Origin of the sequence: Bacillus sp. MYb209, from assembly GCF_002975175.1 — a bacterium.
Lineage (GTDB): Bacteria > Bacillota > Bacilli > Bacillales > Bacillaceae_G > Bacillus_A.
On sequence record NZ_PCNZ01000002.1, the window covers coordinates 311,665 to 326,538 of the forward strand.

Consider the following 14,874-nt stretch of genomic DNA (forward strand, 5'->3'; position numbering starts at 1 on the left):
GTTACGGGAGAAGGTGGGAGAATGAAACAGTGGCTAGCGGCAATGGAAACATCCGTGCTTGTGATGGGGTTACTTCGGTTGTTTTCAGGTAGCGCGGAAATATTCGCCGCTTTGCTTATGCTTTACGTGAATGATGCGAAGAAAGCATTGTTTATAAATGGTATGTTGGCGTTTGTTGGACCGACCGTATTAATTTTAACAATGACAATTGGCATAGCGAGTGTAGCAAGTGAGATTTCTTTCTTGAAACTCTTTTTTCTAGCACTTGGAATCGGCTGTATTTTTATCGCGTTGTTGAAATAGTAAGTCGAGTATAGTGGGGAGAAGCATATGAAAGAAGTATTAGAAGTTTTACCGAAAACGATGAAACAGTTAGTGGAAGGTTGTAAGCAATACGATACTTTAGAGGAAATTCGTGTTCGAATTGGAAGACCGCTAGAGTGTATTGCGCATGGAGAAGTGTTTTTTTATGACTATATTGCTACAGCGGAAGATGCAATCCATTTATTGAATAAATTAAGTCAATTCTCAATTTACACGATGGAAGAAGAATTGAAACGTGGATATGTGACATTACGAGGGGGACATAGAATTGGCCTGGCGGGAAAAGTCATTACAGAAAAAAGTGAAGTGAAAATGATTCGAGATGTCTCTTCTTTTAATATTCGTATTGCCCGTCAAAAAATAGGGATTGCTGAGCCGCTTCTGCCATATCTTTATGAATCACGATGGTTAAACACGATGGTAATTGGCCCACCGCAAACTGGGAAAACAACACTTTTAAGAGATGTAGCACGCTGTATGAGTCAAGGAGTAAGTGCTTCGAAAATTCCTTCATGTAAAGTGGGGATTGTTGATGAACGATCAGAAATTGCGGGCTGTGTGAAAGGAATCCCGCAATATGACTTTGGCGTGCGAGTAGATGTATTAGACGCTTGCCCAAAAGCTGAAGGAATGATGATGATGATTCGTTCTATGAGCCCAGATATTTTGATCGTAGATGAAATTGGACGTAAAGAAGATAGTGAAGCGATTATGGAGGCGGTGCATGCAGGCGTTCAGCTTTTTATAAGTGCACACGGATTTTCTTATGATGATGTTGTGAAACGTCCATCGCTGCAGGCGGTGTTGGAACTTGGTGTATTTGATAGGTTTGTGGAATTGTCAAAGGCGAGAGGACCAGGAACGGTTATGCAAGTGAAAGATAAATATGGCAAGCCAGTATTACCGCATAGAAAGGCTCAAGGCGTATGGTGAAAATATTTGGTGCGGTATTAATAGTTGCGGTCAGCACCTTTTTCGGATTTTCATACGCTAAAAGGTACAGTGAGAGACCGCGGCAGCTTAGGTTATTGAAGGCTGCATTGCAATCATTAGAAGCTGAAATTATGTATGGACACACGCCGTTATCTGAGGCTGCAGAGCGTTTAGTCAAACAAATGCCGAAGCCGTTAAATTGGATATTTCAAAGCTTTTCGAAACGGCTAGAGGACGGGGAGCAAACAGTTAGAGAAGCTTGGATTGATAGTTTGAAGGAGAACTGGACGTTAACGGCATTTAAACAAACCGAGTATGAAATACTACAACAATTTGGTGAAACACTTGGACAACATGATCGTGAATCACAGCAAAAACATATTCGCTTATGTATTACACATTTGGAGAGAGAAGAAGGAGAAGCGAAAGCATTACAACTACAATATGAAAAAATGATAAAGAGTTTAGGGGTACTAGCAGGGCTACTTATCGTAATTTTACTGCTATAGGGGGGAGAAAGGCGATGTCCATTGATGTTGGATTAATATTTCAAATCGCCGGAATCGGCATTGTTTTAGCTTTCATTCATACTGTACTAAAAGAATTAAAGCGAGAGGATATTGCAAATTGGGTTATCCTTGTCGGTTTTGTCGTTATTTTGTTTCATGTTGCATTTTTAATTAATACTCTATTCGACAAGATTAAAAGTGTCTTTCTCTTTCAGTAAAGGAGGCGGTTCGAATCGAAATTATACAAATTGTCGGATTAGGCCTCGTTGCTACATTTTTAGCTGCTGTTTTAAATCAGCATAAGTCTAGTATTACATCGTTATTTATTGTGTTCATTGGTAGCATGATGTTTCTTCTCTTAATCGATCAAATTCATTCTATTTTACAAATGATTGAGAGAGTGGCGAGTGAAGCGAAGGTTAGCAACGTATATGTAGAAACGTTATTGAAAATTATAGGGATTGCTTATATCGCTGAGTTTGGTGCGCAAATTACAAAGGATGCTGGTCAAGGTGCAATCGCTTCGAAAATTGAATTAGCTGGGAAAATCTTAATTCTCGTCATGGCAATTCCTATTTTGACGGTTGTAATTGAAACAATTCTCGGTTTTTTACCTACGGGATAAGGGGGAGTGAATGTTGAGGAAGTTTGGAGCTAAGCTATTATTTGCTTGCTTCCTTTTCTTTTCTTTACCGATTGTTGTACAAGCTTCTCCTATAGAAACAAACGTCGTTGATCAACAATTGGATAAGCTCGGAATTGAAGATGTGAAGCAATTTTGGGACGGGCTTGTTACAAAGTATGGAGGCTATTTACCAGAGAGTCAAAAAGGAAGCTTTATGGAGTTTGTAAAGGGAGAAAAAGAGTTCTCCATAAAAGAGTGGATGATAGGTCTACTAAAATATTTATTTCACGAGCTTGTTGCAAATGGAAAGTTACTTGGAACGCTCATTATGCTAACGATTTTCAGTGCATTGTTGCAATCGTTGCAATCTGCTTTTTCAAAGAGTAGCGTGGGTAAAATCGCTGATGCAGTCGTATACATGGTACTTATTATTTTCGCTTTAAATAGTTTTTATGTCGTCATGACATATGCAAGAGAGACGATACAAACAATGGTAGATTTCATACTAGCGTTATTACCAATATTACTTGCACTCATAGCAACAGGCGGCGGTGTTGTTTCTGTATCGTTTTTTCACCCAATCATCATTTTCTTAATGAATACGAGTGGGCTTCTTATGAACTATATCGTTTTACCACTTTTATTACTTGCAACTATATTAAGTATTGTAAGCACGATGAGTGATCAATATAAAGTTACGAAATTGTCCAAGCTTTTGCAAAACGTTAGTGTTGGGATTATTGGTATCTTTTTGACGATTTTTTTAGGCGTATTATCTGTACAGGGAACAGCGTCAGCCGTTGCTGATGGGATAGCTGTGAAAACGGCTAAATTTGTAACAGGAAACTTCATTCCTGTAGTAGGAAGGATGTTTACTGAGGCAGCGGATACTGTTATTAGTGCATCTGGATTATTAAAAAACACAGTGGGAATTATCGGGCTCGTTATTTTATGCTTAATTGTCGCTTTCCCAGCGATTCAAATTTTTTGTATCGCGTTTATTTATAAATTCGCAGCAGCAGTATTGCAACCAGTAGGCGGAGGAGCAATTATTCAATGTTTAGATATCATTGGACGAAGTATCATTTACGTATTTGCTTGCTTAGCTATCGTATCATTTATGTTCTTTTTAAGTATCACAATTATTATTGCTGCCGGGAACATTACTCTCATGATGCGGTAGGAGGTGAAGAGTGTGCAATTTGTTACAGAGTGGATTAGAAATATTATCGTTTTTTTACTCTTAGCGACAATGCTTCATCTTATTCTTCCAAATTCAAATTTGCAAAAGTACGTTAAATTCGTTGTAAGTCTACTGTTAGTCGTATTAATTTTAACGCCTCTATTTAAGTTATTACAAACAGATGTAAATGAAGTTATCGCAAATTTCAATGAAGAAAAGTACGTAGCAGATGGATCTGTAAAAAATTCGATAGATTCGAAGAAAAAAGAAATACAAGCTCTAACACGTGCATATAGTTTAGAAGAGATGGCTACCAAAATGAAAAAAGACGTGGGAAAAGAGTTTGAGAAAAAGTATGGTATGACAGTCTCTGAAATACAAATAGTTGCAGTGGAACATGCAGAAGAAGTAAAGTCAGCGAAAGATATTCAATCTGTTGTTGTGACGTTGAAAGAAAAAGAACGCAGTAAAAATGATGCAATCGAAACAGTAAAGCCAATTGAAATTAATATGAAAGAACCTCCAAAAAAAATAGAAGAAACGAATGTAGAAATGAAAGATTTCTTTTCAAGCAGGTGGCAACTAGAGGATAAACAAATCCAAGTTCAGATGGAAGGGAGGACAGGTAGCGTAAATGGACAATAAAGATAAAAATTCGAGGTTCTCATTTTTTCGAAACCTATTAAATGGGGATGGAAAAGAAAGTAATGAGAAGGGGAAAAAGGTAACACCTAAGTTTTTGCTTGTCCTACTCATACTTGGAATTGCGCTTATGTTTTCTAGTAATTTCTTATCACCTAAAAAAGAAGAAGTGCCTGTGTTTAAAGAAAAGACAAGTCAAAGCCAGGATAAAGATGTACCAACTTTCGGTCAAAAAAACAATGATAATATGTCAAATGTAGAAAAATACGAAAAAGCGTATGAACAAGAATTGAAAGCTTCTTTAGAAGAGATAGCCGGAGTAAAAGACGTAACTATTAAAGTGAACTTAGATTCATCTGAAGAAAAAATACTCGAGAAAAATACAGTAAAACGTTCACAAACGACAGGTGAAACTGATAAAGCAGGCGGTAAAAGGGAAGTAGAAGACGAGTCTCTTGATGAAAAGACAGTCATTATACGTGAAGGTGATAAAGAAACTCCAATTGTTTTGCGAACAGAGAAACCGAAAGTACGGGGTGTTCTGGTCGTAGCAAAGGGAGTGGATAATATACAAATAAAAGCAATGGTAAAAGAAGCTGTGACGCGATTATTAGATGTACCAGCTCATCGCGTTTCAGTATCACCGAAAAATTGATAGGGAGGAAATAAAGTGTTAAAAAAACAAACGGTTTGGCTATTAACGATGTTAAGTTTAGTGGTTGTACTATCTGTTTATTACGTAACAACTCCTGATAAAATGAATACAGCAGCACCGGCAACGAGTGAAAAGATGGGACAAGAAAAGCAAGGTGCTGATAAAGCAGTTACAAAAGAAACAACGAAAGAAACTACAAATAAAGAGACAACAAAAGAAAATACAAGCAAGGAAACTACAAATAAAGAAACAGACAAAAAAGAGAATGACAAAAAAGAAACAAGTAAAAAAGAGGCTAGCGTAACAGTTCAATCAAGCGATGAGAATTTCACAGCGTTACGTATGCAAATGGAAGATCAGCGTAGTGTAGAGAAAGAAAAGTTACAAAATGTAATGAAGTCATCAAAATCTTCAGCAGTAGAAAAGAGTAAAGCGAAAGATAATCTGGATGCAATCACTACAATGGAAACGAAGCAACAATTACTTGAGACAGTGATTAAATCTCAAGGTGGATATAAGGATGCTCTTGTAAGAGCTGATGGAACGGACATTAAAGTAACGGTTAAATCGGCAAAGCATTCACAAAAAGAAGCGAATAAAATTATTCAGCTCGTAAGAAGTGAAGGTGGTTCAAAAGATGTAGGTGTGAAATTTGATCCATCAGTAAAATAAAGTGGTATATTCATTATAATGGGTGTTTTTGCGTCAAATTAGATAAAAGAATAATAGAAAAAAGCTATCGTTTTCGATAGCTTTTTTCTATTTCATCTTTGCAGTTGTATTTAGTATTTTCAATTGGAAACGGGGAAATACGCTGTGAGTAAAAGATTAATGGTTCATGATGATGGTGATTACTTTTTCCAGATTTGACGTGAATGAAGAGGACCAATGCCCAAATCACTACGGCAGGCAAGAACAGGATGAGCCATATCATATGTCCGCACCTCACTACAATAAATTTTCTACACTTTGAACATACTATTCTTTTATGAAGGAAGAATGAACGGCACGTAAACAAAAAAATAATATTTGGTAAAAATATGTTTTTTCAACGTAGATAAAATGAAGAATGCTGAGGGAATTACGTTTTTACACTTTACAGTTTTGAAAAAGTAAAGAATGTTTTTTAGGAAGTGGTCTTGCCAATTTTGTGTGAAACTTGGTATTATTACTAGGTAATAATTTTTTGGTGGAATAATATTTTTACAGGAATTTCGATTTATAATAGAGAAATATAAATTGGAATGTTTAAAAAATTTAGCGTAAGATGGAAATAGTAAATATTTCTATTAGTAAATGTCATAGGAATAAATTTTCTAATAGAATACATCGTATTTTTACAGTAAATCAGTTTGATGCCAATCTGTAAAAACGGGACAAACAAGAGTATGGGAGTGGATTTTACATGTTTAAAATTCAAGAAGTTCGTGAATTAATTAAATTAATTGATAGCTCTAATATTGATGAATTTGAATACAAAAAAGACGGTACAACAATCAAAATGAAAAAACGTGGTAATGAAGTTGTTGCTGTGCAAGCACCGGTAACGAAACAGGTAGTACAACCAGCAGCATCTGTTGAAGTAGAAACAACAGTAGCGGCAGCGCAAGTAGAAGTGCAAAAACAAGAAGAGAAGAAAGCTGTTCAAAATGAAAACCTACATAAAATCACATCACCGATGGTAGGGACATTTTATTCCTCTTCTTCGCCTGATACACCTCAATATGTAAGTGTTGGGGACAGAGTATCGAAAGATTCTATCGTATGTATTGTTGAAGCTATGAAATTATTTAACGAAATTGACGCAGATGTAGAGGGCGAAATTGTTGAAATTCTTGTTAATAACGGACAGCTTGTTGAGTATGGACAACCGCTATTTCTTGTAAAAGCGTAATAAGGGAGTCTTTGTGATGATAAAAAAAGTATTAATAGCCAATCGTGGGGAAATAGCTGTACGAATTATTCGTGCTTGTAAAGAAATGGATATTGAAACAGTTGCAATTTATTCAGAAGCAGACAAAGAGTCACTTCATGTGCAAATTGCAGATGAAGCGTATTGTGTTGGACCAACGATTTCAAAAGAAAGCTATTTAAATTTGACGAACATTATTAGTGTTGCGAAATTAACAGGTTGTGATGCAATTCATCCGGGCTATGGATTTTTAGCAGAGAATGCAGATTTTGCAGAATTATGCCGAGAGTGTAACTTGATTTTTATCGGTCCAAGCCCAGAAGCGATTTCAAAGATGGGCACAAAAGACGTTGCACGTGATACAATGAAAGAAGCAGGGGTTCCGATTGTACCAGGTTCACAAGGGATTATTAAAAATACCGAAGAAGCGATCGAGCTTGCTAATCAAATTGGATATCCCGTTATCATTAAAGCGACTGCAGGTGGCGGCGGAAAAGGTATTCGAGTTGCGCGCCATGAAGAAGAGCTTGTAAAAGGAATTCAAATTACACAGCAAGAAGCCAGTACCGCTTTCGGGAACCCTGGTGTATACTTGGAGAAGTACGTTGAAGATTTCCGCCATGTTGAGATTCAAATAATGGCAGATACACATGGAAATGCCATTCATTTAGGAGAGCGTGATTGTACAATTCAGCGCCGTCTGCAAAAACTATTAGAAGAAAGTCCATCACCTGCACTTGATGAGAATATTCGCAAGCAAATGGGTGACGCAGCAGTTAAAGCGGCGGTAGCGGTTGATTATACAGGTGCTGGTACGGTTGAGTTTATTTATGAATATAAAACGAAAAGCTTTTATTTCATGGAGATGAATACGAGAATCCAAGTTGAACATCCGGTTACTGAAATGGTAACAGGGATGGATTTAATTAAAGAACAAATTCTTGTTGCTTCTGGAGAAAAGTTATCGTTACAGCAAGAAGAAGTACAATTTAATGGTTGGGCAATGGAATGTCGAATTAATGCGGAAAACCCTGCCAAAAAATTTATGCCATCTCCAGGTAAAGTAGAAATGTACTTACCACCAGGCGGATTTGGTATTCGCGTCGATTCAGCTGTATATCCGGGATATTCAATACCACCTTTCTATGATTCGATGGTTGCTAAATTAATTGTTCACGGAAAAACACGTGAAGAGGCAATTGCAAAAATGAAGCGAGCGCTCAGTGAGTTTGTCATTGAAGGCGTACATACAACAATCCCGTTCCATTTGCAATTGCTAGATCATCCTGATTTTGTAAAAGGTGAGTTTAACACGAAATTTTTGGAAGAGCATGAACTTGTGACGCAGTGATACATTAAAGGAGGTTTTTTTCATGGCTGAACATATGTTAGATATGGGTCAAGATACAACTCTTGGAAAAGTAGAAATTGCACCAGAAGTAATCGAAGTAATTGCAGGTATTGCAGCTGCTGAAGTAGAAGGTGTAGCGGCAATGCGTGGTAATTTTGCTACAGATGTTGTTGAGAAGTTAGGTAAGAAAAATCATGGTAAAGGTGTAAAGGTTGAATTAGCAAACGAAGATATTATTGTTGACCTTTATGTTGTGATGTATTTTGGTGTAGCAATTCCGGTTGTTGCACAAAAAATTCAAGACAATATTCGCCAAGCGCTCTTTACAATGACAGGACTTGAGCCAAAAGAAGTGAACGTTCACATCGTTGGCGTAACATTCGAAACACAAAAAACAGAAATCGAACCAGTGTAAGGGTGAAAAAAAGGTGCCTAGTAAAATAGGCATCTTTTTTATCGTTTCATTTCTTCACAAATTAAAACCCTCTAATTATTATACTATTTCAAAAAATGAGAAACATAAAAGAGAATGTTTCATTTTTCCAAAAAACGTACATTGTGATAAGATATGGAACTTGAAGTTAATCTTTTTATTATTTTTCAGCCTTGTACCCCGTGTGTGAAACGATAAATTGTGTTATTATCATTGTATTATAAGGTTGGAAAATCAATGAAAACTGCAAGAGTAAGTGAATTGACGGCTTATAAATTATAATAATATAACAAAGCATAAGGAAAGACTTGAAGTATAAAGGAGAGTTACAATGAAACGTAGGACGGCTAGAGAAAGAGCAATGCAAGCATTATATCAAATGGATATTACAGGAGAATTAGAACCGAAAGTAGCGGTGGAAAATACGCTAGATGAAGGTGAAGAAACAAATGAGTTTCTAGAATCACTTGTTGTAGGATTTGTAGACAACAAAGAAGAGATTGACGCAGCAATTCGTCAAAATTTAAAAAAGTGGAAGTTGGAACGTATTAGTATTGTTGATCGCAGTATTTTACGTGTAGCTGTGTGTGAGATGAAATACATGGAAGAAATTCCGCACAATGTAACAATTAACGAAGCAATTGAAATCGCAAAAACATTTGGGGATGAGGAATCTCGTCGTTTTATTAACGGCGTTTTATCTAATATAAAAGATACACTGTAATTTCTTTAAGGGGGAAACTTAAAATGGTAGCAGTAATCATCAAAGGAAATGAAGTTGCGGAGAAAAAACGAGCACAATTAAAAGAAGAAGTTGTGAAGTTAAAAGAGCAAGGGATTGTACCAGGATTAGCAGTTATTTTAGTTGGAGAAGATCCAGCATCGCGTTCTTATGTAAAAGGAAAAGAAAAAGGCTGTGAGCAAGTGGGAATCTATTCAGAGCTAATTGAACTTCCTGAAACGATTACTGAGGAGCGTTTGGTTGCTGAAATCGATCGCTTAAATGGAGACGACCGCATTAATGGCATATTGGTACAATTACCTTTACCAAAACATATTGAAGAAAAAGCTATCATTGAAAGAATTTCACCGGAAAAGGATGTAGATGGATTTCACCCAATCAGCGTAGGACGTATGATGACGGGACAAGACACATTCCTTCCATGTACACCGCATGGCATTTTAGAATTAGTAAAAGAAACGAATCTTGATATTTCTGGAAAGCATGTTGTTGTAATTGGAAGAAGTAATATTGTTGGTAAACCAGTGGGACAACTGTTTTTAAATGAAAATGCAACTGTCACATATTGTCATTCTAAGACGCAAAATATAAAAGAATTATCGAAGTTAGCTGATATTTTAATCGTAGCCGTTGGACGACCGAAAATGGTAACAGCTGACTATATTAAAGAAGGTGCGGTTGTAATTGATGTTGGTGTTAACCGTTTAGAAACAGGCAAACTTTGTGGTGATGTTGATTTTGACAATGTATTAGACGTTGCAGGTTACATTACGCCTGTGCCAAAAGGGGTCGGCCCAATGACTATTACAATGCTTCTTCACAACACTGTGGAGTCTGCAAAGCGTGCAGGTGTTGTTTGTCAATAATTTGAATCGGCTATGAGGAGAGAGAAATGGAGAAACAATATTTAACCGTTACAGCATTAACACGCTATATTAAAACAAAAATAGAGTATGATCCGCATTTACAGTCTGTTTGGTTAAAAGGAGAAATTTCCAACTTTAAATATCATAGTCGTGGTCATATGTATTTTACATTGAAAGATGAAAATGCAAGAATTGCAGCGGTTATGTTTGCGGGTCATAATCGTAACATTAAATTCAGACCGGAAAATGGAATGAAAGTACTTGTAAAAGGAAAGATTTCTGTTTACGAGGCGAGTGGTTCTTATCAAATTTATATTCAAGACATGCAGCCTGATGGAATTGGAAACTTACATTTAGCTTATGAGCAATTAAAAGTTCGTTTAGAGGAAGAGGGCTTGTTTTCTCAAGTTTATAAAAAAATAATTCCTCCGTATGCTAAAACAATAGGTGTAATCACGTCGCCAACAGGAGCAGCAATTCGCGATATTATAACAACAATTAAACGTCGTTATCCAATTGGAAATGTTATTGTGTTTCCTGTACTTGTACAAGGGGAGTCAGCAGCTCCCTCGATTGTACAAGCAATTCGTACAGCGAATGAAATGGGAGATATTGATGTTTTAATTGTTGGACGTGGTGGAGGCTCTATTGAAGAATTATGGGCCTTTAATGAGGAAGTAGTTGCAAGAGCAATTTTTACAAGTGAGATTCCGATTATTTCGGCTGTAGGCCATGAAACAGATTTTACAATCGCAGATTTTGTCGCGGATTTACGTGCACCAACACCGACTGCAGCAGCTGAGCTGGCGGTACCTAATACTATAGAGTTACAAGAAAAGGTATTACAAAGAACTCTGAGATTGCAAAGAGCAATGAGAGAGAGAGTACATAAAAAAGAAGAAAAACTGCAAGTGTTACAAAAATCTTACGCGTTCCGTTATCCAAGGCAAGTGTACGAGCAAAAAGAAGAGCAGTTAGACAGGGCTCTTGAACAACTTGTTTTAGCGAAAGAGCGTTATATAGATAAAAAAGTAAATCAATTAAAGCAACTTTCATTTTATTTAGAAAAGCACCACCCATCTCAAAAAATTATACAAACGAAAACGGCAATTGAAACGTTGCAAAAGCAGTTGCAACGTGAAATGCAAACATTACTTCAAACGAAGGAGTTCGTATTTGTGAGAGCGGCTCAAAAGCTTGAGGTATTAAGCCCGCTTAAAGTAATGATGAGAGGGTATGGGCTTGTATACGATGAAGAGAAACAAGTATTAAAAAGCGTGAAAGATGTTAGCCTTGGAGATGCTGTTTCGGTTCAATTACAAGATGGAATACTAGATTGTAGCGTATCAAGCATAGAGGAGCGTGAATTGAATAATGGAAAATAAGTTAAGCTTTGAAGAAGCAATTTCGCAGCTTGAGCATCTCGTTTCTAAGCTTGAACAAGGTGATGTACCTTTAGAGGAAGCGATTTCTTACTTTAAGGAAGGCATGGAATTATCTAAGCTTTGTGATGAGAAATTGAAAGATGTACAAGAACAAATGGCAGTTATCCTTGGGGAAGATGGAGAGCTTAAACCGTTTACTGCTTTAGGAGATGAAGCATAGTGACACATATAGCTTTTGATGCTTTTTTGAAAGAGAGTAAAACTTTCGTAGAAGAAAAGCTTGTAAGCTATGCAAATGAATTACAATGTCCAAATGTGCTTCGTGAAGCGATGGCATATTCTTTGGAAGCGGGTGGGAAACGTCTCCGCCCGTTACTTTTATTTGCAACGTTACAAGCGTTTGGGAAAGAAAGAAATCTTGGAGTGGGTGCAGCTTGTGCCCTTGAAATGATTCATACATATTCGTTAATTCATGATGATTTACCTTGTATGGATGATGATGATCTAAGACGAGGAATGCCTACAAATCATAAAGTATTTGGTGAAGCAATGGCAGTTTTAGCAGGAGATGGTTTGTTGACATATGCTTTTCAAGTTATTATGGCATATGAGCAAAAAGAAATCTCTGCTGAAAAAAAAGTAAGACTTGTACTTGAGCTTGCGAAAGCAGCAGGACCTGAAGGAATGGTTGCTGGACAAGTGGCAGATATGGAAGCTGAAGGAAAACGACTTACAATTAATAAATTAGAGTACATCCATAAGCATAAGACAGGTAAACTGCTTGAGTTTGCTGTACTTGCAGGAGCGATACTTTCTGATGCTACAGAAGAGCAAGAAGAGAAGTTACTTGCATTTGCGAAATATATCGGTCTAGCTTTCCAAATTAGAGATGATATTTTGGATGTAGAAGGAACAGAAGAAGAGATTGGAAAACCGATTGGTAGTGATGCTTCCAATGAAAAGAGCACATATACGACGTTATTTACTGTAGATAGAGCAAAATCTATTTTAGAGGAGAAAATTGCAAAAGCAAAAGATTCTATTAGCTCCTTACAATTACAAGATGAATATTTACTATCAATTTGTGATTTAATCGCAAAACGTAATAACTAATATAACAGCGTTTTCATTTGTTGAGTCATTCATCATTTTATGATATAAATGTAGGAAAAGGTTTTTCTTTTCTTGTTATTGGCAAAAATATATGTAGATTACATTGCCGTTATCACTTCGTGTTAGCGGCTGTTTTTTTCATCACGTAAAGAAATATGATGTATAATATGATAAGTGAAAAAATGGAAGTGTTTTCTGAAAGCAGGACAAGATAAGAAGAATAGAAAAGATAATTTCTTGTGTTGTTTAAATGTTTCTTATAATATTTGACATGTTGACAGATTATGAAATGAAAGTGAGTGATCCATGTGGATCTAACGCAAATTCAAAACCCTAGTTTTTTGAAAGATATGTCTATCAGTGAACTAGAGGGGTTGAGTGAGGATATTCGTAAGTTTTTAATTGAAGAGCTCTCTCAAACAGGTGGACATATTGCACCTAATTTAGGTGTAGTAGAACTCACAATTGCTCTGCATAAATTATTTGATAGTCCGAAAGATAAGTTTTTATGGGACGTAGGACATCAATCCTATGTACATAAAATTTTAACAGGGCGTGCGAAAGAATTCGGCACATTAAGGCAATACCAAGGTCTATGTGGTTTTCCAAAACGCTGCGAGAGTGAGCATGATGTTTGGGAAACTGGTCATAGTTCGACGTCGTTATCTGCTGCAATGGGAATGGCTCTAGCACGTGATTTAAAGAAAACGGAAGAATACGTTATACCAATCATTGGCGATGGTGCATTAACAGGCGGAATGGCTTTAGAGGCATTGAACCATATTGGGCATGAAAAAACGGACATGATTGTTATTTTGAATGACAATGAAATGTCAATTGCACCAAACGTCGGTGCACTTCATAATGTACTTGGTCGTTTACGTACCGCAGGGAAGTACCATTGGGTAAAAGATGAACTAGAGTATATATTGAAGAAAATCCCAGCAGTCGGCGGGAAAGTTGCTGCGACAGCAGAGAAAATAAAAGATAGTCTAAAATATTTACTAGTATCAGGCGTCTTTTTTGAAGAATTAGGCTTTACATATTTAGGTCCGGTCGATGGGCATGATTATGAAAAGTTATTCGAAACGTTGCAATATGCAAAGAAAACAAAAGGCCCAGTACTTGTTCATGTTATTACGAAAAAAGGAAAAGGTTATAAACCAGCTGAGAGTGACGTTATTGGAACTTGGCATGGAACAGGACCGTATAAAATTGAGTCAGGTGACTTCGTTAAACCGAAGGAAGTTGCACCAGCATGGAGTGCTGTTGTTAGTGAAACAGTGCTTAAGCTAGCGAGAACGGATGAACGTATCGTTGCAATTACGCCTGCAATGCCTGTTGGATCGAAACTTGAGAAATTCCAAAAAGAATTTCCGAATCGTATGATTGATGTAGGTATTGCAGAGCAGCATGCTACAACAATGGCTGCTGGTATGGCAACGCAAGGAATGAAGCCATTCTTAGCAATTTATTCAACGTTTTTACAAAGAGCATATGACCAAGTTGTTCATGATATTTGTCGCCAAAATTTAAATGTTTTCATTGGAATAGATCGTTCTGGATTAGTTGGAGCAGACGGTGAAACGCATCAAGGTGTATTTGACATCTCGTTTTTACGTCATTTGCCGAATATGGTACTTATGATGCCGAAAGATGAAAATGAAGGACAACATTTAGTATATACAGCGATGCAATACGAAGATGGACCGATTGCTTTACGTTATGCACGCGGCAATGGACTTGGAGTTCAAATGGATGAAGAATTAAAGGCGATTCCAATTGGTACATGGGAAACGTTAAAAGAAGGCACACAAGCAGCAATTTTAACGTTTGGTACGACAATCTCGATGGCAATGGAAGCAGCTGAGCGTCTTGAACAAGCTGGAGTATCAGTGAAAGTAGTGAATGCTCGCTTTATTAAGCCGATGGACGAAGCATACTTACATGAGCTTTTAGGGAAAAATATACCGATTTTAACGATTGAAGAGGCTTGTTTAATCGGTGGCTTTGGAACGGGAGTAGTTGAATTTGCTTCTGAGAACGGATACCATAGTGCTTTAATTGAACGAATGGGTATTCCTGATCGCTTCATAGAGCATGGTAGTGTAACAAAACTGTTAGAAGAAATTGGTTTAACGACAGATGCTGTTGTAGACCGTATTCATACAATGATTCCATCAAAACAAAAAAGGGCGTAA

General features: G+C 36.9%; 19 protein-coding genes. 18 read left to right on the forward strand and 1 reads right to left on the reverse strand.

Annotated elements, in window-relative coordinates; translation table 11 throughout:
* Positions 1-21: 21 nt before the first annotated feature.
* From CQZ94_RS05255 to CQZ94_RS05295, 9 genes are read left to right on the forward strand one after another with little or no spacing between them, the layout of a single operon-like run.
* Positions 22-303, forward strand: a complete 282-nt coding sequence (locus tag CQZ94_RS05255; RefSeq protein WP_000816054.1) for a YqhV family protein — start codon at positions 22-24, stop codon at positions 301-303.
* A gap of 27 nt (positions 304-330) precedes the next feature.
* A complete protein-coding gene (gene spoIIIAA / locus CQZ94_RS05260) occupies positions 331-1,257 on the forward strand; it encodes a stage III sporulation protein AA (protein ID WP_105584546.1) in 927 nt (308 codons plus the stop codon).
* Complete coding sequence (spoIIIAB, locus tag CQZ94_RS05265) at positions 1,251-1,766, forward strand: stage III sporulation protein SpoIIIAB (protein WP_002088574.1); 516 nt, start codon at positions 1,251-1,253, stop codon at positions 1,764-1,766. The genes spoIIIAA and spoIIIAB overlap by 7 nt, the downstream gene beginning before the upstream one ends.
* Positions 1,767-1,780: 14 nt before the next feature.
* Positions 1,781-1,984: a stage III sporulation protein AC gene (gene spoIIIAC, locus CQZ94_RS05270; protein WP_000020914.1), complete on the forward strand. Its 204-nt coding sequence runs from the start codon at positions 1,781-1,783 to the stop codon at positions 1,982-1,984.
* Positions 1,985-2,007: 23 nt separating this feature from the next.
* Positions 2,008-2,391 carry a stage III sporulation protein AD gene (gene spoIIIAD / locus CQZ94_RS05275; protein ID WP_078172833.1) on the forward strand — a complete coding sequence of 128 codons (384 nt, stop codon included), beginning with the start codon at positions 2,008-2,010 and terminating at the stop codon, positions 2,389-2,391.
* Positions 2,392-2,401: 10 nt separating this feature from the next.
* Positions 2,402-3,574, forward strand: coding sequence for a stage III sporulation protein AE (gene spoIIIAE / locus CQZ94_RS05280; protein WP_105584547.1), 1,173 nt, complete (start codon positions 2,402-2,404; stop codon positions 3,572-3,574).
* Positions 3,575-3,586: 12 nt separating this feature from the next.
* On the forward strand, positions 3,587-4,219 hold the full coding sequence (gene spoIIIAF, locus CQZ94_RS05285; protein ID WP_002015059.1) for a stage III sporulation protein AF: 633 nt from the start codon (positions 3,587-3,589) through the stop codon (positions 4,217-4,219).
* Positions 4,209-4,871, forward strand: coding sequence for a stage III sporulation protein AG (gene spoIIIAG, locus CQZ94_RS05290; RefSeq protein ID WP_002088572.1), 663 nt, complete (start codon positions 4,209-4,211; stop codon positions 4,869-4,871). The genes spoIIIAF and spoIIIAG overlap by 11 nt, the downstream gene beginning before the upstream one ends.
* 15 nt (positions 4,872-4,886) lie before the next feature.
* The gene (locus CQZ94_RS05295) at positions 4,887-5,543 is read left to right on the forward strand and encodes a SpoIIIAH-like family protein (RefSeq protein WP_105584548.1); all 657 of its coding nucleotides are present in this window, start codon (positions 4,887-4,889) and stop codon (positions 5,541-5,543) included.
* A gap of 64 nt (positions 5,544-5,607) precedes the next feature.
* Here the strand turns inward: CQZ94_RS05295 and CQZ94_RS05300 are convergent, their stop codons facing one another.
* Positions 5,608-5,805 (reverse strand): DNA recombination protein RecO, encoded by a 198-nt coding sequence (locus CQZ94_RS05300; RefSeq protein ID WP_105584549.1) that lies wholly within the window; start codon positions 5,803-5,805, stop codon positions 5,608-5,610.
* A 471-nt stretch (positions 5,806-6,276) separates the two neighbouring features.
* Between CQZ94_RS05300 and accB the strand changes: the two genes are divergently transcribed.
* The 9 genes from accB to dxs all read left to right on the forward strand — a co-directional run bounded on the left by accB (position 6,277) and on the right by dxs (position 14,874).
* Entirely contained in the window at positions 6,277-6,765 is a 489-nt protein-coding gene (gene accB, locus CQZ94_RS05305) for an acetyl-CoA carboxylase biotin carboxyl carrier protein (RefSeq protein ID WP_002199386.1), read from the forward strand.
* Between the two features lie 16 nt (positions 6,766-6,781).
* A complete protein-coding gene (gene accC, locus CQZ94_RS05310; protein WP_002122429.1) occupies positions 6,782-8,134 on the forward strand; it encodes an acetyl-CoA carboxylase biotin carboxylase subunit in 1,353 nt (450 codons plus the stop codon).
* Positions 8,135-8,156: 22 nt separating this feature from the next.
* Entirely contained in the window at positions 8,157-8,549 is a 393-nt protein-coding gene (locus tag CQZ94_RS05315) for an Asp23/Gls24 family envelope stress response protein (RefSeq protein WP_000807630.1), read from the forward strand.
* Between the two features lie 349 nt (positions 8,550-8,898).
* A complete protein-coding gene (gene nusB, locus CQZ94_RS05320) occupies positions 8,899-9,291 on the forward strand; it encodes a N utilization substance protein NusB (RefSeq protein WP_002067080.1) in 393 nt (130 codons plus the stop codon).
* A gap of 23 nt (positions 9,292-9,314) precedes the next feature.
* Complete coding sequence (folD, locus tag CQZ94_RS05325; protein ID WP_105584550.1) at positions 9,315-10,175, forward strand: bifunctional methylenetetrahydrofolate dehydrogenase/methenyltetrahydrofolate cyclohydrolase FolD; 861 nt, start codon at positions 9,315-9,317, stop codon at positions 10,173-10,175.
* Between the two features lie 26 nt (positions 10,176-10,201).
* Complete coding sequence (gene xseA / locus CQZ94_RS05330; RefSeq protein ID WP_002122424.1) at positions 10,202-11,560, forward strand: exodeoxyribonuclease VII large subunit; 1,359 nt, start codon at positions 10,202-10,204, stop codon at positions 11,558-11,560.
* Positions 11,550-11,780 carry an exodeoxyribonuclease VII small subunit gene (xseB, locus tag CQZ94_RS05335; RefSeq protein ID WP_000428422.1) on the forward strand — a complete coding sequence of 77 codons (231 nt, stop codon included), beginning with the start codon at positions 11,550-11,552 and terminating at the stop codon, positions 11,778-11,780. The genes xseA and xseB overlap by 11 nt, the downstream gene beginning before the upstream one ends.
* Positions 11,780-12,673 carry a (2E,6E)-farnesyl diphosphate synthase gene (gene ispA, locus CQZ94_RS05340; RefSeq protein ID WP_105584551.1) on the forward strand — a complete coding sequence of 298 codons (894 nt, stop codon included), beginning with the start codon at positions 11,780-11,782 and terminating at the stop codon, positions 12,671-12,673. The genes xseB and ispA overlap by 1 nt, the downstream gene beginning before the upstream one ends.
* A 308-nt stretch (positions 12,674-12,981) precedes the next feature.
* Positions 12,982-14,874, forward strand: a complete 1,893-nt coding sequence (gene dxs, locus CQZ94_RS05345) for a 1-deoxy-D-xylulose-5-phosphate synthase (protein ID WP_105584552.1) — start codon at positions 12,982-12,984, stop codon at positions 14,872-14,874.